The 16,665-nt window shown below is 62.9% G+C and carries 14 protein-coding genes, 1 tRNA gene and 1 pseudogene; 13 read left to right on the top strand and 3 right to left on the bottom strand.

What is annotated here, in order from left to right; translation table 11 throughout:
• The first annotated feature begins 224 nt into the window (after positions 1 to 224).
• A tRNA-Ser gene (locus EI545_RS04045) sits at positions 225 to 314 on the top strand.
• 485 nt (positions 315 to 799) lie between these two features.
• Here the strand turns inward: EI545_RS04045 and EI545_RS04050 are convergent.
• Complete coding sequence (locus EI545_RS04050; protein ID WP_125324281.1) at positions 800 to 1,444, bottom strand: hypothetical protein; 645 nt, start codon at positions 1,442 to 1,444, stop codon at positions 800 to 802.
• 4 nt (positions 1,445 to 1,448) lie between these two features.
• Between EI545_RS04050 and EI545_RS04055 the strand changes: the two genes are divergently transcribed.
• The 3 genes and pseudogenes from EI545_RS04055 to EI545_RS21610 form a co-directional block, all read left to right on the top strand.
• Positions 1,449 to 1,820: a DnaJ C-terminal domain-containing protein gene (locus EI545_RS04055; RefSeq protein ID WP_245990276.1), complete on the top strand. Its 372-nt coding sequence runs from the start codon at positions 1,449 to 1,451 to the stop codon at positions 1,818 to 1,820.
• An 808-nt stretch (positions 1,821 to 2,628) separates the two neighbouring features.
• Positions 2,629 to 3,861 carry a cell wall anchor protein gene (locus EI545_RS04060; protein ID WP_125324283.1) on the top strand — a complete coding sequence of 411 codons (1,233 nt, stop codon included), beginning with the start codon at positions 2,629 to 2,631 and terminating at the stop codon, positions 3,859 to 3,861.
• Positions 3,860 to 3,995, top strand: a pseudogene (locus tag EI545_RS21610) (IS6 family transposase); the annotation flags it as partial. The gene EI545_RS04060 and the pseudogene EI545_RS21610, both read left to right, overlap by 2 nt.
• 319 nt (positions 3,996 to 4,314) lie before the next feature.
• Here the strand turns inward: EI545_RS21610 and EI545_RS04065 are convergent.
• Together EI545_RS04065 and EI545_RS04070 are read right to left on the bottom strand one after the other, a co-directional pair.
• The gene (locus EI545_RS04065) at positions 4,315 to 6,054 is read right to left on the bottom strand and encodes an ABC transporter substrate-binding protein (protein WP_245990397.1); all 1,740 of its coding nucleotides are present in this window, start codon (positions 6,052 to 6,054) and stop codon (positions 4,315 to 4,317) included.
• A 22-nt stretch (positions 6,055 to 6,076) separates the two neighbouring features.
• Positions 6,077 to 6,997, bottom strand: coding sequence for an NAD(P)-dependent oxidoreductase (locus tag EI545_RS04070; protein WP_125324285.1), 921 nt, complete (start codon positions 6,995 to 6,997; stop codon positions 6,077 to 6,079).
• Between the two features lie 277 nt (positions 6,998 to 7,274).
• On the opposite strand from EI545_RS04070, the gene EI545_RS04075 reads away from it, so the two are divergent.
• The 9 genes from EI545_RS04075 (at position 7,275) to EI545_RS21750 (ending at position 16,661) form a co-directional block, all read left to right on the top strand.
• Positions 7,275 to 8,342 carry a 2,3-butanediol dehydrogenase gene (locus tag EI545_RS04075; RefSeq protein WP_125324286.1) on the top strand — a complete coding sequence of 356 codons (1,068 nt, stop codon included), beginning with the start codon at positions 7,275 to 7,277 and terminating at the stop codon, positions 8,340 to 8,342.
• Between the two features lie 31 nt (positions 8,343 to 8,373).
• Positions 8,374 to 9,444, top strand: coding sequence for an SDR family oxidoreductase (locus tag EI545_RS04080; protein WP_125324287.1), 1,071 nt, complete (start codon positions 8,374 to 8,376; stop codon positions 9,442 to 9,444).
• A 10-nt stretch (positions 9,445 to 9,454) separates the two neighbouring features.
• Positions 9,455 to 9,739: a YciI family protein gene (locus tag EI545_RS04085; protein ID WP_125324288.1), complete on the top strand. Its 285-nt coding sequence runs from the start codon at positions 9,455 to 9,457 to the stop codon at positions 9,737 to 9,739.
• Complete coding sequence (locus EI545_RS04090; RefSeq protein ID WP_125324289.1) at positions 9,739 to 10,743, top strand: Gfo/Idh/MocA family protein; 1,005 nt, start codon at positions 9,739 to 9,741, stop codon at positions 10,741 to 10,743. Before EI545_RS04085 ends, EI545_RS04090 begins: the two co-directional genes overlap by 1 nt.
• Before the next feature lie 24 nt (positions 10,744 to 10,767).
• Entirely contained in the window at positions 10,768 to 11,748 is a 981-nt protein-coding gene (locus EI545_RS04095) for a zinc-dependent alcohol dehydrogenase (protein WP_125324290.1), read from the top strand.
• A 32-nt stretch (positions 11,749 to 11,780) separates the two neighbouring features.
• The gene (locus tag EI545_RS04100; protein ID WP_216842483.1) at positions 11,781 to 12,815 is read left to right on the top strand and encodes an ABC transporter permease; all 1,035 of its coding nucleotides are present in this window, start codon (positions 11,781 to 11,783) and stop codon (positions 12,813 to 12,815) included.
• A 10-nt stretch (positions 12,816 to 12,825) separates the two neighbouring features.
• Complete coding sequence (locus EI545_RS04105; protein WP_216842484.1) at positions 12,826 to 13,869, top strand: substrate-binding domain-containing protein; 1,044 nt, start codon at positions 12,826 to 12,828, stop codon at positions 13,867 to 13,869.
• 78 nt (positions 13,870 to 13,947) lie between these two features.
• On the top strand, positions 13,948 to 16,476 hold the full coding sequence (locus tag EI545_RS04110) for an ATP-binding cassette domain-containing protein (RefSeq protein ID WP_125324292.1): 2,529 nt from the start codon (positions 13,948 to 13,950) through the stop codon (positions 16,474 to 16,476).
• Between the two features lie 59 nt (positions 16,477 to 16,535).
• The gene (locus EI545_RS21750; protein ID WP_164517203.1) at positions 16,536 to 16,661 is read left to right on the top strand and encodes a maleylacetate reductase; all 126 of its coding nucleotides are present in this window, start codon (positions 16,536 to 16,538) and stop codon (positions 16,659 to 16,661) included.
• Positions 16,662 to 16,665 lie beyond the last annotated feature (4 nt).

A 16,665-nucleotide genomic window follows, 5' to 3' on the forward strand; every position in this document is an offset into this window, starting at 1 on the left:
CGCCGGTTTGTCCAGTTGCGCCACAGGGCTGGGCGAGGGTCCGCCCTCGCTGGGCTACGGCTGTGCGCGGCCCCGGTCGGCCTTTTGCAGGCACCCAGGCTGCCGGGCTGCTCGGGTGGACGGCCACCCTGCCCCGCCAGACAGTCCAAAGCCGAAACGCCTTGACAGAAATGCCACCCGTTCGCTCTTGCATAAACTGGCCGGTCTTGGCAGAAGGGCGCGACGGACAGTTGGCCGAGTGGTCGAAGGCGCACGCCTGGAAAGTGTGTAGGCGGGGAACCGTCTCGAGGGTTCGAATCCCTCACTGTCCGCCATTACCCATTGATATCTATGCTATTTCCGTTCTGGCAGGCCTTTACCCCAAGTAACCGCAGGTTACGGCGGTTTACCTGCAGGAAAGACGCCCCTCCTTCCTTCTTTTGCCTGCAAACGCGCCTCTCGTCTCCGTGGCCGGGGCGTCTCGTTCGGTGTGCCCACGCTCAAAGAACAGGGAATTATCAGGGAGTTTCGGTCTTTCCAGAGCCAGTTTGGCGATCATGCGCCTCAAATCTACGCGCGTTTTCAGCGGGTTACGGGCGAAGTCCCTGCTCGACAGGAACAGGGAAGGCACGAATTCCGGCCCTACGGCCCGATCCTCAAGGCAGACGCCGCAGTCGATGACGATGCCGCGGCTCTCGCCGGATCAGGCGATCTGGAAGAGCTGCGCTTGCTCGCGCCAGCCCATCGGAATGCCGTCGCGGATGAGTTGCGCTACGGAGAGATCCGCGGGTTGGCGCCCGTCCAGGATCGCTCCCTGCACCTATCGGGCAAGGAAGGCGAGCGGAATGCGAGGCCGGATGTAGGGTTCGGATCGTCCGGTCTGGCGAGCGATCTCGATGAGCGAAGTGCCGGCGCGCAAGGCCCGCGCCCAGAGATGTGCTTCGGCCATGGTCCGCTGCAGGACTTCGTCCGGAGCCGGGATGGTCTCTCCCGCGATGATCCGGGTCTCGACGCCCCGGCGCCGAAGGGCGAAGGCAGAGATGACGTGGAGAAGCTTGCCCGACAGGGCCGCTGCGGGTACGTCCAGCGCCCCCGCCATCGCGACCGGATCAAGGTCAAGCTGCAACTGGCCTAGCGCCAAGGTACCGGAGGCGATGATCTTGCCAAGAAGCGCTAAATCGCCCTCGACCCGATCTGCAAGAGCTGTCGCGCGGTGCAGCAGCTCCGTGGCACTGCTTGCCTCGGACGCTGCCAGAAGCGCATGGCCCGCGGCTGCCTTGCGCAGATGCCCGGCGATGATCTGCCCGATGGCCGCCTCCAGGGCTTCGGCGGGCAGCCGCGAGCCAGAGGGGTTTGTGCCACCCGTAATCAGCCGGTTGGAGACATAGTAGGCAAAGCGCCGCCTGCGCCGCTTTGTATGGGTCGGGGTAAGATGATCGCCGGTCTCGTCCCGGAGCTTGCCCATGAGGATGCGCGCATCTGTTGCGGTTGGGACTGCGCCCCCGAGGTCGCGCGCCTGCGGTGAGCAGCTTGGCGACATTCTGGTCACGCTTCCCATCACCATCGACGAAGCCATCCTGGGCGGCAAGGTAAGCACCCCAACCATTACCGGCCCGGTCAGCCTAACAATCCTTCCCGGCACCAGTTCGGGCCGCCTGCTGCGCTTGCGCGGGCGAGGGCTTGCGAGGACGGTTGGCAAAAGTGTCCGCGATCAGCTTGTCGACTTGCGGATCGTCGTTCCAAAGGAGATTGACCCGGAATTGCGCGACTTGCTGACCAACTGGCGCATCGGACACCACCACGATATCCGTGCCGAGCTTTTGAAAGAGGCGGTCCCATGAGTGACATCGGGCTAGACGCCCGGTCGGCCCTTGGACGTCAAGCAGACGCGGGATCGATTGGCGCTCTTCGAAGTCTCATTCCGCGACAGGTTCACCTTAGGAGCGGAAAGGGTGACTGCTCGGTTCAGCCCGGCATCCCATTGTTGAGCACGAGTGTCGGCTATGGGCCGAATACGCAAGTTGGGCCGGTCTGCATGTAGGTCCGCATGATCCGCATAGCTGAGCTTCAACCGTTCCAGATGGTGCACGACGCCCGAATGTCCGGTTCGTTGATGCTCAGATGGAAGCGAGCAAGCGGCAGATTTGGGCTGATGACGATGTCGAGAAAGTGGCGGAGGGTGGCGTTCCAGTTGCTGAAGCCCAATCCTGGAACATCGTTGCGACACGCTCGTGCTTGCTGGCTTGCGCCATTGGGAATTTCTAATTTATTGGAAATATTGATAATTATTTGGATTTGATCTGCGCAGCGGCACCCAAGAGGCTACTTCGCACGCAAAATAGTAGATATTCTAATGAAACATAAGAATACCTACTTTTGGTCGAAGGAGGGACGAACTCGCCGTCTAGAAAGACGACATTCCCGGTCACAAACACGCAACCGGCATCAATTATGGAACCGTCAGATATGGAAAAGTTCAGATTCGTAGTCGCGTTTTCTCTGGCACCGTTTGCCTCGATCTCGTTCGCAGATCACGCGGCAGCAGAGACAAGACATTTGGATCGCAGTGTCCGTCCGTGGATCGCCTTGTCACAGGAAAATGGACGCCAGACAAAGTTGATCTGCCACGAGTTGGCTTGCCAGGGTCTGTTGGGCAGCGCCGAGCCTGTCGGGATCAAGCGGCAACTTCCGGATGACATCATTCCTGTCGACCCCACCGACCCGACCGATACCACTGACACGACCGATCCAACCGATACGACGGATACCACTGACACGACCGATCCGACCGATACCACGGATACCACTGAAACGACCGATCCGACCGATACTACGGATACCACTGACACGACCGATCCAACTGATACCACGGATACCACTGACACGACCGATCCGACCGATACCACGGATACCACTGACACGACCGATCCGACCGATACCACGGATACCACTGACACGACCGATCCAACCGATACCACGGATACCACTGACACGACCGATCCGACCGATACCACGGATACCACTGACACGACCGATCCGACCGATACTACGGATACCACTGACACGACCGATCCGACCGATACAACCGACGTTGGTGGCGGTAGCGGTGGCAACCCCTGTGGCGGAAACTGCGGCACCGGTAATGGCGGAGGCGGTGGCAATGGCACCGACAACGAAGGCGGCAAGGGCGACGGCGACAAGGGCGACGACGGCAAGGGCGACGACGGCAAGGGCGACGGCGGCAAGGGCGACGGCGGCAAGGGCGACGGCGGCAAGGGCGACGGCGGCAAGGGCGACGGCGACAAGGGCGACGAAGGCAAGGGCGACGGCGGCAAGGGCGACGGCGGCAAGGGCGACGAAGGCAAGGGCGACGGCGACAAGGGCGACGGCGGCAAGGGCGACGGCGGCAAGGGCGACGGCGACAAGGGCGACGAAGGCAAGGGCGACGAAGGCAAGGGCGACGGCGACAAGGGCGACGGCGACAAGGGCGACGGCGGCAAGGGTGACGGCGACAAGGGCGACGGTGACAAGGGCGACGGTGGCAAGGGCGACGGTGGCAAGGGCGACGGTGGCAAGGGCGACGGTGGCAAGGGCGACGGTGACAAGGGCGACGGCGGCAAGGGCGACAGCGGCAAGGGCGACAGCGGCAAGGGTGACGGCGACAAGGGCGACGGCGGCAAGGGCGACAGCGACAAGGGCGACGGCGGCAAGGGCGACGGCGGCAAGGGCGACGGCGGCAAGGGCGACGGCGGCAAGGGCGACGGCGGCAAGGGTGACGGCGGCAAGGGCGACGGCGGCAAGGGTGACGGCGGCAAGGGCGACGGCGACAAGGGCGACGGCGACAAGGGCGACGGCGACAAGGGCGACGGCGGCAAGAGCTAAGTTCGGCCCGATGTTCGCCGCCGAGATCAGAGGGCAACGCGTACAGGCGATGCGCGCCCACCGCCACTGGCAATGGCCCCTGGACGAGGTCTGCGTGAAGATCAACGGGGTGACGCACTATCTCGCGAGATGGGACGTTGCCTCTCCAGCTGGCTTCGTAGCAGGTGAGTTCGCTGTTCTTCCCGAGATGACAGGGAGTTGTTTGCATTTCGCGCGCAGCTATCAGGGGCCAGTCTATCGCCCCTACGCCGTAGAAGACGCGCAAAATCCATGCCTTGGACGGACAGATTTGCCGTGCGCGAAGAACTGGTGATCAGGGTTCGGGCGGTCGCGACCAGAGTCCGGAGAGTCTACATTTCGCTCTCTGCTCGAGCACCGAATAATGCGGGTTATGACGGCAAGACGCAGACACTATCGGGTTGGGTACTGGGGATTGGCCGGCGCCGAGCTTGTCTAAACCCCGCCCTTCAATTGAAGACCGCTGTGAATTCGGTTCTCGGCGTCTCGGAGCGCTTGCCGCGCCGCCTTTCCATGAAAGACCGCATCGTGGATCTCGGTTCCGAGGATCGCTTCGATCAGACTAAACTCGGGTATTGGGGGTCTTGCCCAAGTGACGAGTTCGTTCCTGCGGGCCAGTTGATCCACCATGCTGACGATTGGTGATGAAGCCAGCGCCTCGGGGTCTGCGCAGACCGAAAAGCGGGGCGCGACGGGGAAGCCGTTCTTCACATGGGCCTTCATCGCTTCGGGTGACACCATCCAGGCAAGCGCGTTCATGATCTGGCGTTGCCGGGCCGGTGGGACGCGCGCCGGGATGGTCATCAGAAAGCCACCCACCGGCGCAGCAATCTGGCGCATCCGGCGGGACGGTGGGGGAAGATAGGCCACGCGGCGGGCGACTTGCGAGCTGAGCTCATGTTCGAACCGGGCGGCGCGCATCGTCCAGCAATAGGCCAATCCGACCTGACCATACATGAAGTAATTCAGCCCGCGTTCCCAGTCGACCTCGGCGATGTCGGGGGGCGAAACTTCGGCCAGCTGCTTCATGTACTCAATCACATCGACTGAATCGTCCGTGTTGATCTGCAGCTTCAGTTTCTCGAAGCGGTCATAGGTCCAGCTTTCCCGATTGTGCATCGGAATGTCGATGATGGTCTTCTGGCATGCGGCCAAGAAGAACATGAAGGAATTGGCGATCGGCATGCCGCGCTGACCGTTCCAGGCAATGCCGTAGAAATCATTCGCCGGGCGGTGCAGCGCCCTGGCCGCGGCGATGGTCTCGTCGAAGGTCCGCGGATAGGTCAGGCCGCGGTCTTCAAACAGGTCGCGGCGGGCGGCCAGAATCTCGATCGTGCAGTAAAGCGGGATGCCGTATTGAGTGCCCTTCCAGTTTCCGGTGCCCCAGACGGAGGGATGAAAATCCAAAGGGTTGATGGCCGCGTCATTGAGCAGCTCATCCAGAGGGGCAAGACAGCCCTTTTCGGCAAATTCACCAAGCCACGGCATGTTGAGCGCCACGACATCATGGTCGGGTGTCGGCGCGGCAAAGGCCTTGTGCGCATTGGTGTAAAGGTCGGGCAAGCGGTGCAGTTGGAAGCTGCTCTTGCGGCTCAGGTCATTGCGAAAATCCGACCACATGTTCCGCATGGCGGAAAAGTAGTTGTCGTCGTTCAGAAGGAACCGGATATCGCCGGGCACCTTGACGGCAATATCATCGCCCTGAACGGGAGAGATGATCTGCGCGGCAAAATAGCTGCCCCCGAAGTAATACTCGTTCGCCTCGGTCCCTTTGCGCAAGCCGAAGGTCTTGGCAAGGTGACCCTTCACATGCGTGGCATAGTCCATGAAGGCGTGCAGCAGCGTGTCGGTTGGTTCCAGAAAGTGCGTCTTGAGCCCACCACCGCGTGGCACTTGGCGGATCTGGTTGTCGGCGATCATCTTGGTGATCATCCGGTTGCCAGTGCTGTAGGGCACGCCAGCCAGCGTCACCAGGCCCGACTTGTCGATGGGCCGGCGGTGCAGGTGGGCATCGACAAGCTCTAGTACGATGTTCCAGAACACATCCTTGCTGGCCCCCGGCACGCCGGTGTCAAACGGCGCGCGCAGCTTGCGCAGGAAGTCGACGATGCGCGACAGTTCGTGGCTGGTAAGCTCGGATCGTGGGGCTGTCCCAGAAGCGGTTGACGTGTTCATCTGTTGCACGGGCGAAACCCTGCTAAGTGGAGATGTCGGTCTGCCATTTCACCAAAGCGAAGAAATCCTGATCCCGCAACCCCGAATTGGCCGCAGCACGATAGAGCTCGAGGATCAACCCGGTGGTCAGCAAGGGCACGCCGTTGGCGCGTCCGGCATCGCTGATAAGGCTGAAATCCTTGATCATCTGCGCGATGGTAAAAGCCGGCGCATAGTCGTCGGACACCACCGCATCAGACTTGTACTTGAACAGGGGGGAGGCGACGGCGCTTTCGCAGATCACGTCCATCATGCTGGCGCGGGACAGGCCGCCGCTTTCGCCCAGCGCCACAGCCTCGGCAAGAATGGCCGAACTGGCGCCGACAAGGGTATTGATCACCAGCTTCATGTATCGGGCCTCTTCGCCGGCCCCAAGGTAGAATTGCCGCGCCGACAGCAAACGGATCATGGGAAGGACGGTGGTCCAAGCCGCCTCATCGCCTGAAGCGAGGACTGTCAGCGCAGCCTTTTCGGCAAGGGCCGTACTGCCAGAAAGCGGCGCGCGCAGGTATGCGACCCCACATTCCCGCAGCGCTGCGGCTATTTCCGCCGAACAACCGGGCGAGACCGTGCTCATCTCGACAAAGATCGACCCACGGGTCATGTGATGGATCAGTCCTGTCGCGGCCTGGGTGCCGAGCACCACTTCGCGCAGGACCTTGTCATTGGGCAGCGTGGAAAAGACGACGTCGTTCCGGCTGTGCTGGTCAAGCGAACCGGCGTTGACAGCGCCTGCGCGTTCAAGATCACGGATGACCTGCCGGTCCGGCTCTGTCACGGCCACCTTGGTACCGGCGGCCAGCAGGTTGCGGATCATCGGCGCGCCCATCTTCCCGGCGCCGATCCAGCCAATGCCCCGGCCGCCCGGTTGCGCGTGCGCTGCCTCTGCCATCTTCGATTGCATGCCGAATTCCACCCCTCGCTCCGCCCCCGACTGTAAATCGCCGGAGCGGCGGTGGTTGGGGTAATTTCTTCGGATCGGCTAAATTTCATCAAAACAGCTTATCGAGATTTGATAGCAATCAACGTGGGAGTGAGTCATCGCCACTATGTTTGCCAGACGCAGCCAGCCCCATGGGGTTGCAGGCCAAGGGTGCCCTTGTCCGCTTGCTGACGGCTGACCTGCGACGGTGGCATTGGGTGCCGTGGCTGCGGCTACGGGTCTGAGGGAGGAAGACAGGATGAGAGCAATTCGGTTCCACGGTGCCAAGGACATCAGGGTTGAGGATGTGGCAGAACCATCAGGGCCACTTGCGCCGGATGACGTGTTGATCGCCCCTGCTGTCACCGGCATTTGCGGCACCGACCTGCATGAATACATCGCTGGGCCGATCGTCACCCCGAAAGAGCCGCACATCTTCACTGGTGCCAGCAATCCGCAGATCCTGGGGCATGAGTTTTCCGCCCGCGTGCTGGCGGTGGGCGATGCCGTCAGCCATGTGAAGGCGGGGGATCGCATCTCGATCCAGCCGCTTCTGTCGCCGCGCAATGACTATTACGGCAAGCGTGGTCTTTACCACCTGTCGCCGAAGATGGGCTGTGTGGGCCTGAGCTGGGCCTGGGGCGGGATGGCCGAAAAGGCCATCGTCAAAGACTACAATGCCCAGCCAGTGCCGGACGGCATCACCGACGATCAGGCCGCGATGATCGAGCCTGCGGCGGTGGCGCTTTATGGGGTGGATCGCGGCGGGATCACGGCGGGATCAACGGTGCTGGTGTCGGGAGCAGGGCCAATCGGGGCGCTGACGATCCTTGCGGCCAAGGCGGCGGGGGCATCGACCATCATCGTGTCCGAACCGAACCCGAACCGGCGGCGCATCATCTCTGAGATCGCGCCCTATGCCCATGTCGTGGACCCGCGCGATGGCACGCTGGCACAGGTTGTTGGCGACCTGACCGAGGAAGGCGTGGGCGTTGACGTGGCGCTGGAATGCGTCGGGCTTGAAGCGTCGCTGAACGCCTGCGTGCAGGCGGTGCGGCGGCAGGGCAAGGTCGTGCAGGTGGGGCTGCACATGAAGCCCGCCAGCATTGACGCGATGCTTTGGGCGCTAAAGGACATCACGGTTGAGGCAACGTGGTGCTATCCGACGCAGATCTGGCCGCGCATCGCCCGGATGATCGCGGCAGGCACATTCCCGGTGGAAAAGGTGATCACCGCCCGCATCGACGCCAAGGATGTGGTGGCCAAGGGGTTCGAGGCGCTGCTGAACCCGACGGGCGAGCATCTGAAGATTCTGGTCACGACCTGACCTCTGGACCAAGAACAGAAAGAAAAGACCAATGACCAAAGAAAACGTCGCTCTTATCGTCGGCGCCACGGGGCTGTCTGGCAGCTACACCGGGCGGCTTTTGAAGGAACAGGGCTGGACAGTGGTGACGCTGTCACGCGGTGCGGCAGATCTGGAGTTTTCCGATCGCCACATCGCAGCCGACCTGCAAGACGCGGCCTTAACGGCGACGGCACTGAAGGCGGCAGGGGATGTCACGCATGTGTTCTTCTGCACCTGGTCACGGCAAGCGAATGAAGCAGAGAATGTCCGCGTCAATGCCGGGATGATCCGCAACCTGTTTGACGGGCTGGGCCATGCGACGATCAAGCATGCAGCGCTGGTGACGGGGCTGAAGCACTACCTTGGGTCGTTCGACGATTATGCCAAGGTCAAGCCCTACACCCCGTTTCTGGAAAGCAGCCCGCGTCTGCCCGGTCTGAACTTCTACTACGCACAGGAGGACGTCCTGTTCGAAATGGCGGAGAAGCGCGGGTTCACCTGGTCAGTCCATCGCCCGCATACCATGATTGGCTTTGTCATCGGCAACGCCATGAACATGGCGGTGACGCTGGCGGTCTATGCCAGCATCTGCAAGCACACCGGGCGGCCCTTCGTCTATCCGGGATCGCCGGAGCAGTTGAATGCCGTCACCGACGTGACCGACGCGCGCCTGCTGGCCAAGCAACTGCACTGGGCCGCCACCACGCCCGCGGCGGCGAACATGCCGTTCAACACGTCGAACGGCGACGTGTTCCGCTGGACTTGGCTTTGGCAGCAGATCGCTGACTATTTCGGGATCGAGGCCGCCGCCTATCCGGGCCAGCCGACGCCGCTGGAAGGCCAGATGGCCGACGCGCAGACTGTGTGGTCCGAGATCGTGGCCAAGCACGGCTTGCAGGACATTCCGGTGTCGAAGCTGGCGTCCTGGTGGCACAGCGACGCCGACCTTGGCCGCACGCTGGAATGCTTCACCGACATGACCAACAGCCGGACGCTGGGGTTCGATGCCTATCAGTCGACCCGCAGCAGCTTCACCGACGTGTTCGACGAACTGCGCGCCCGTCGCATCATCCCGGCCTGAGGAGACAGAAATGCACTACGTTGTTCACTGCCTGGATCATGAGGGCGCCGTCGACAAGCGGCTGGCGAATTACGACGCGCACAAGGCCTATCTGGCCGCCGCACCCGTGAAAACCGTGATCTCTGGCCCGCTGCTGGCCGATGACGAACAGACCATGATCGGCAGTTGCTTCGTGCTGGAGGCCAACAGCCTGGCCGAGGTGGAAGCGTTCAACAGCAACGACCCCTTCGCAAAGGTGGGGTTGTGGAAGACCGTGTCGATCCGCCCGTTCTCCAAGCGGGTGGACAACCGCTGATGGCACATCCGGTCAAGATCGCCCTCGTGGGCATGGGGTGGTGGGGGCAGAAGATGCTCTCGGTCCTGCAATCCGCGCCTGAGGACATTCAGGTGGTGCGCGCGGTGGAGCCCAACATCGACACCGTTCGCCAGCTGTGCGCGGACAAAGGCATCGCGCTGTCGGCGGACTATGCCGATGCGCTGAACGATCCTGCGGTCGAGGCGGTGGTGCTGGCCACGCCGCATTCGCTGCACACCGACCAGATCGCCAAGGCGGTGGCGGCGGGCAAGCACATCTTCTGCGAAAAGCCGTTGGCCCTGACCAAGGCCGAGGCGGAGCGGTCGGTTGCCCTGTGCCGCGATGCAGGGCTGGTGCTGGGCATGGGCCACGAGCGGCGGTTTGAGCCGCCAGTGGCCGAGATGCTGGCAATGGCCGATGCGGGCACTTTGGGCCGTATCCACCAGATCGAGGCGAATTTCAGCCATGACAAGTTCCTGACCCTTGCCCGCGACAACTGGCGACTGAAGGCCGATCAGGCCCCGGCGGGCGGGATGACGGCGACCGGCATCCACCTTCTGGATCTGTCGGTGCGGCTGCTGGGGGCTGCGGAAAGCGTGCTGTGCATCTGTGAGCAGCTGTCGTCGGACCTGCCGCAGGGCGATACGGTGGCGGCCTTCGTCAAGTTCAAGGGCGGCGGGACGTCCTATGTCTCGGCCTCTCTCGCCAACCCGTTCATCTCGCGCTTTGCGGTGTTCGGATCGAAGGGCTGGATCGACATCCGCGACAAGGCGCATGTCGAGGCGCCTGATGGCTGGATCGTCACTTCAGCCATGGCCGGTGGCCCGATTGTCACCCGCGAAATCGGCAAGGCCGAACCGGTGAAGGATAATCTGGTGGCTTTCGCCCGGGCCGTGCGCGGCGCGGACTATCCGATCACCGCCGACCATCTGGTGAACAACATTGCCCTGCTGGAGGCGGTCTTCGCCTCGGCGAAAAGCGGCCGTATCGAAACCGTGGCGTAAGCCGCCAAGCTGACGGAGACACCGATGAAAGCGCTGATTTTCGATCAACCGAACAAGCCTGTCGTCACCGACATCCAGATGCCCAGCATCGGCGACAATGAAGTGATGGTCCGCTCGCGCCGCGTTGGCATCTGCCATTCCGACTACGAGCTTCTGTCGGGCAACTACATCATCCCGATTTCCTACCCGGTGACGCCCGGCCATGAATGGGTGGGCGAGGTGGTCGAAGTAGGCCGCAACGTCAAAGGATTGCAGCGCGGCGATCGGGTGGTCGGCGAATGCGTGATCCGCACGCCCGAGCGTATCCACCATTTCGGCTTTTCGATGGACGGGGCGAACCGCGAGTTTTTTGCCGCGCGGCCCGAATGGCTGCACAAGCTGCCCGACGGCGTGGATGACGCCAAAGGCGCGCTGATCGAGCCTTTTACCTGCGGCTATTACGCAGTGCTGCGGCACGGCGGGGTCGATGCGTCGCAGACCGTGGTGGTGTCAGGCGGCGGGACCATTGGGTTGGTGTCGGCGGCGGCGGCGATTGGCATGGGGGCGAAGGTGATCGTGGTCGATCCCGTGCCGCTGCGCCGCGAGATTGCGATGAAGCTGGGGGCTGCCGGCACGGTGGACCCAACGGCGGGCAACCCGGTTGAAGCGGTGACCGAGATGACCAAGGGCGGCGCCGACCTTGTGGTCGAGGCGGCCGGGCATCCATCATCTTTGGCCAATGTGTTCGACTATGCCCGGCCCGAGGGGTTTGTGTCGATGGTGGGGATCAGCATCGGCCAGAAGATCCCGGTGGAACTGGGCAAGATCCAGATCAAGGACCTGACCGTGCGCGGCTGTATCGGGTCGCCCGGTGTCTGGCCTGCGGCGATCCGGTTTCTGGAGCGGACGGGGATCGACCTGTCGCCGATCCAGACCCACAGCTTTGCGCTGGACGATGCGATCAAGGCCTACGACCTCGGGAAAGACCCGACCAAGGCGGTGAAGATCACGCTGGAAATCGCTTGACGCCAGCTGGCGCCAAACGGGGGGAGGGGATCATGGCACAGTACCAACAGATAGCGGGACAGGACGGCTCTGGCCTTGATCTGCGGTCGTTGAAACCGGCACGGGGGTTCGTGACGGTTGTCATCTCGACCATGGCGCTGGTTGCTGTCTGTGCCATTTTCGCGCCCTCGGCCATTTCGGCGGGGGGGTTGGCAGGCAGCCTGCCCTTCGCCGCGATCATCGCCATCGTCGGGCTGGGGCAGATGTTGGTGGTGCAGCAGGGCGGGTTTGACCTGTCGCTGGCCGGGGGCGTGTCGCTGGCGGTGGTGATCACCACACATATGTCGGGCGGCGATGACGCGCAGCTGCTTGGGTCCATCGCCTTCGCTTTTGGCTGCGCGGTGGTGGCCGGGGTGGTGAATGGCGTCCTGGTGGGCGTGCTGCGGCTGAACGCCATTGTCGCCACCATCGGGATGAACGCGCTGCTCTACGGCGCTGTCTTTGCGGTTTCCGGCGGCGTGCCGCGGATCACCACACCGCTGATGTCGCAGATTGCCGCCGGAAAGACGCTTGGCATTCCGAACTCTGTCCTCTTTGCCCTGGGCATCATGCTGCTGGTCAGCTTCGTTCTGAAAAAGACGGTCATCGGGCGGCGGTTCGAGGCGATCGGGGCCAATCCGGCAGCGGCCCATGCGGCGGGCCTGAAGGTGCAGCTCTATCAGGCAATGGCGTACGTCTTTGCCCAGCTTCATTACTGCGTCGCGGGCATTCTGATTTCGGGGATCACGCGCGAACCCACCGCCTTTCAGGGCGACAGCCTTCTTCTTCCTTCGGTGGCCGTGGTGGTGCTGGCAGGGACATCCCTGCTGGGCGGGCGCGGCTTTCCCATCTCGACCGTGATCGCGGCGTTCTTTCTGAACCAGCTTAGCCAGTTCGCGCTGGCGGTCGGGGTGCCCTTCTCGGCGCAGACCATCATTCAGGCATTGGCGTTGGTCTTTGGGATCGGCGTCTACTCGCTGCGCTGGAAACAGGCGGCAACCAAACGTGCACTAAAGTCCAAAACGGAGGAAACGGACAATGAAGTTTAAGGCAATGAAGATGACTGCCGCATGTGCGGTGGCCACGCTGACCATGGGACTTGCGGCCTCGACCGCCCTGGCGCAGACCCCGTCCTGGTGCGGGCCCAATGAGGCGTCGCTGGCGCTGCTGGACGGCTTTGGCGGCAACAGCTGGCGTCTGGTCACCACGGCATCGGGTGCGGAAGAGGCCGCGAAATGCCCCAGCATCACCCAGTATGAATATGCCGATGGTCAGGGTGATACCCAGAAGGCCATCTCGGACATCAACTCGATGGCCGCACGCGGGATCAAGGCGATGGTCGTGTTTGGCGATGCCGGCCCCGCTGTCCTGCCGGCGCTGACCAATGCGCATCGCGCGGGAACCATCGTTGTTCCTTACCGTGTCAACGTGGGCGGCACCGAGGGCGAGAACTATGCCAAGTTCATCGGCTCGTCCTTCTTCGAGGATGGCGTCAGCTGGGGCAACTGGATCAAGGAAATCCTGCCGGAAGGTGGCAACCTTTTGTTCCTCAGCGGCCCGGCCGGCAACAGCCAGGGCACGGATGAACTGGCTGGCATGAAGTCGGTGCTGGATGACAAGTATGTCTTCATCAACCCCGAACCCTTTGCCGTCACCAACTGGGACCCGTCGCTGACGCAGCAGGTCTTGTCGGCCGAGATTGCCAAGAACGACAAGATCGACGTGATCGTGTCGGACTTCGGGCCGTCGCTGGTCGGCGCGCTGCCGGTGTTTGCGGAATTCGGCCGGTCGATCCCGGCGCTTGCCACGTCGGACGGCAATTCGCTGTCCTGCTTCTGGGAAGAGAACAAGGAGGCCAACCCGGACTTCAAACTGTTCACCGTCGCCACCGGCAACGACAACGTCCGTCTGGCCGTGCAATGGGCGGTCGCTCTGGCCACCGGGGGCACCCCGCCCACCGACGAGATCTTCAAGGCTCCGGTCTATGAAAACTCGGTCTCGGGCACGCCGAACCCGGTGACCTGCCGCCCCGATCTGCCCGGATCAATCTACCTGTCGGCTGAGATGGCAGATGACGCGCAAGCGAAAGCTGTCGGTCAGTGATCAAACTCGCGGCCCCGGGCACCATGCCCCGGGGCCGCCCCCCCGTTCCGAACACCCGCAGGTATGGCAGGACGTGATATGCCCAAGGTCGCAGCGATGAAACTTGTGGAAACGGCACCTTTGAGCAGCGCGCCTGAGGCAGCGCCGACGATCCGGCTGTCCAGTATCACCAAGCTGTTTTCCGGCGTTGTGGCCCTGTCTGACGTGTCGGTCGAAATTCTGCCCGGCGAGGTTCACGCCATTCTGGGCGAGAACGGCGCGGGCAAGTCCACGCTGATGAACATCATCTCGGGCGTTTTGCAGCCAGACATCGGCGTGATCGAATTCAACGGTGAGGTCATCTCTCCGATGACGCCGGAACGCGCGGCTGCCTTGGGCGTGTCGATTTCCTATCAGCATCCGGCCGTGCTGGATGACCTTTCGGTGCTGGAAAACCTGCGGGTGGCGCTTCCGGACCGCGTTTTTGCTGTTGGCAACCCGGCTGAGATTGCCCGCGCCATGCTGGACGACGTGGGCTTGCATGTGCCGCTGACTGCGCGCGCCGATTGTCTGACCGTGGCGAAAAAGCACTTGCTTGAGATTGCCAAGGCGCTTGCCACCCGGCCCCCCGTGCTGATCCTTGATGAGCCGACGGCGGCTTTGGATCAGGATGCGACCGAGATGCTGTTCGCCCGCATCCGCAGCGTCGCGGCGCAAGGCACCGCCGTCATCTATATCACCCACCGTCTGGCCGAACTGCGCCAAATCGCCCACCGCGTGACGGTGTTGCGCGACGGCCAGTATGCCGGTGGCGCCTTGGTTCGGGATGTGACCGACGACGATCTGCTTGCCATGATCGTGGGGCGCAGTCTGGCGTCCGCCTTTCCGCCAAAGGCCCAGGAAGCGGACCCCGAAATCAATTTCGTCGTCAAAGGCCTGTCGGGTCGCAAGTTCCATGACATCAACTTTGCCATCGGGCGCGGGCAGATCATCGGCATCGCCGGGGTGGAAGGCAACGGCCAGTCGGGCGTGATGCGCGCCCTTGCCGGGCTGGAACCCTGGAAGGGGGAGGTGCTTCTGAAAGGCGTCCCGCTTTCCGCCGCCGAGGTGAAAGCGAAATCGGCCTACATGCCGTCGGATCGCCACGAAGAGGGGATCATCGCCGACCTGACCGTGCGGGAAAATGCGACCTTCTCGGCGCTGGATCAATTCAGCCATCTGGGCATTCTCAGCCGTCGCAAGGAACTTGGTGAGGTTGGCCGCGTGTTCGGATCGCTCTCGGTCAAGACACCGGGGCTGGATGCGGGCATCCTGTCGCTGTCCGGCGGCAACCAGCAGAAGGTGGTGATGTCGCGGGCGCTGATGTCGCGCCCCGGCTTCATTCTGGCGGATGAGCCGACGCAAGGCGTGGATGTTGGCGCAAGGTTCGAGATTTACCGCATCCTGCGCGAAGTGTCGCAATCCGGTACGCCGGTGATCGTGAACTCATCCGACGCGGCTGAACTGGAGGGTCTGTGCGACGTGGTGATCGTCATGTCGCGGGGGCGGGTCGCCGAGACATTGCGCGGCGAAGATGTCACCGAAGGCCGCATCGTGGCGGCTGCCGTCAAGGCGCAGTCCCATGTCGCGGGTGTGGGTGAGGCGACGAAGGCCGCAAAATCTGCCAGCGGCGGCCTGCGTCAGTTCCTGCAAAGCGACAATGCCACAGTCGTGCCGCTGGCTGCGGTTGTGGTCATGCTGGGGCTTTACGTCTTCGGGCAGAACGAAAACTACCTGTCGGCCTTCAACATCTCGAACATCCTGCTGCTGGCGACGGCGCTGGGGTTCATCGCCCTTGGTCAGACCGTCGCGCTGCTGATGGGCGGGATCGACCTTTCGGTCGGGCCACTGGCCGGGTTTCTGGTGGTTGTCGCGTCATTCTTCATCAATGACGGGCAATCGCCGCAGACCATCGCGCTTGGTTTTGCGCTGATGTTTCTGGCCGCGCTGGCGGTGGGGACAATCAATGGCTGCCTGATCCGCTTTGCCAATTTCACCCCGATCGCCGCGACCTTGGCGATGTATATCGGGTTGCAGGGCCTTAGCTTCGTGCTGCGTGACGGGCCGGGCGGGTACATCAATTTCGCCGTGATGGACACCATCGGCTGGAAACTTGGGCCGCTCCCGGTTGCCTTTCTTGTGCTGGTCGTCGTGGCCCTGCTGGCGGAGTATGTGCTGCGCAAGCGTCGCCTTGGCTGGCAGTTCCGCGCCGTTGGCTCGCATGAGGAGTCGGCCCGCCGGATGGGTATCCGCGTCAATCTGGTGATCATCGGGGGCTACATCGCCGTGTCGCTGTTCACCGCACTCGGGGCGGTCATGCTGATGGTGCAGATCGGCGTGGGCGATCCGGCGCAGGGCGTGAACTACACGCTGGCCAGCATTACAGCCGTGGTCCTGGGCGGCACCAGCCTGCGTGGTGGGCGGGGAACCTTCATCGGCACGGTGATGGGCGCGGTCTTGCTGACCGAAGTGCTGAATGCGGTGTCCTTCCTGGGGCTGTCGCAGACCTATCAATACCTCTTCCAAGGCGCCCTGATACTGGCGGCGGCGCTGATCTATTCCACGGCGCGGCGGCAAGCGGGCAACTGATGAGGGGCGATGCGGTTATCTGTCAGTCGCCGTCCATCCGGGGGCGGTGCGGAGCGGGCATGCTGCGCCACCTTGCCGAAGTGATCGACTTCATCGGCGGCACCCGTGCCCTGATCCTTTCGACATCGTTCCAGAAAGACGATGCCGACGCGCGTGCCGCCCGGATCGGGCGCGATCTGAACTGAAGGG

It is taken from the genome of Tabrizicola piscis, assembly GCF_003940805.1.
GTDB lineage: Bacteria > Pseudomonadota > Alphaproteobacteria > Rhodobacterales > Rhodobacteraceae > Tabrizicola > Tabrizicola piscis.

Excerpts from the sequence above, each read along its gene's own strand:
- EI545_RS04090 (WP_125324289.1), top strand. The coding sequence starts at position 9,739 with ATGGCACATCCGGTCAAGATCGCCCTCGTGGGCATGGGGTGGTGGGGG.
- EI545_RS04105 (WP_216842484.1), top strand. The coding sequence starts at position 12,826 with ATGACTGCCGCATGTGCGGTGGCCACGCTGACCATGGGACTTGCGGCC.
- EI545_RS04100 (WP_216842483.1), top strand. The coding sequence starts at position 11,781 with ATGGCACAGTACCAACAGATAGCGGGACAGGACGGCTCTGGCCTTGAT.
- EI545_RS04050 (WP_125324281.1), bottom strand. The coding sequence starts at position 1,444 with ATGGGCAAGCTCCGGGACGAGACCGGCGATCATCTTACCCCGACCCAT.
- EI545_RS04110 (WP_125324292.1), top strand. The coding sequence starts at position 13,948 with ATGCCCAAGGTCGCAGCGATGAAACTTGTGGAAACGGCACCTTTGAGC.
- EI545_RS04055 (WP_245990276.1), top strand. The coding sequence starts at position 1,449 with ATGCGCGCATCTGTTGCGGTTGGGACTGCGCCCCCGAGGTCGCGCGCC.
- EI545_RS04070 (WP_125324285.1), bottom strand. The coding sequence starts at position 6,997 with ATGCAATCGAAGATGGCAGAGGCAGCGCACGCGCAACCGGGCGGCCGG.
- EI545_RS04080 (WP_125324287.1), top strand. The coding sequence starts at position 8,374 with ATGACCAAAGAAAACGTCGCTCTTATCGTCGGCGCCACGGGGCTGTCT.
- EI545_RS04065 (WP_245990397.1), bottom strand. The coding sequence starts at position 6,054 with ATGAACACGTCAACCGCTTCTGGGACAGCCCCACGATCCGAGCTTACC.
- EI545_RS21750 (WP_164517203.1), top strand. The coding sequence starts at position 16,536 with ATGCTGCGCCACCTTGCCGAAGTGATCGACTTCATCGGCGGCACCCGT.
- EI545_RS04085 (WP_125324288.1), top strand. The coding sequence starts at position 9,455 with ATGCACTACGTTGTTCACTGCCTGGATCATGAGGGCGCCGTCGACAAG.
- EI545_RS04075 (WP_125324286.1), top strand. The coding sequence starts at position 7,275 with ATGAGAGCAATTCGGTTCCACGGTGCCAAGGACATCAGGGTTGAGGAT.
- EI545_RS04095 (WP_125324290.1), top strand. The coding sequence starts at position 10,768 with ATGAAAGCGCTGATTTTCGATCAACCGAACAAGCCTGTCGTCACCGAC.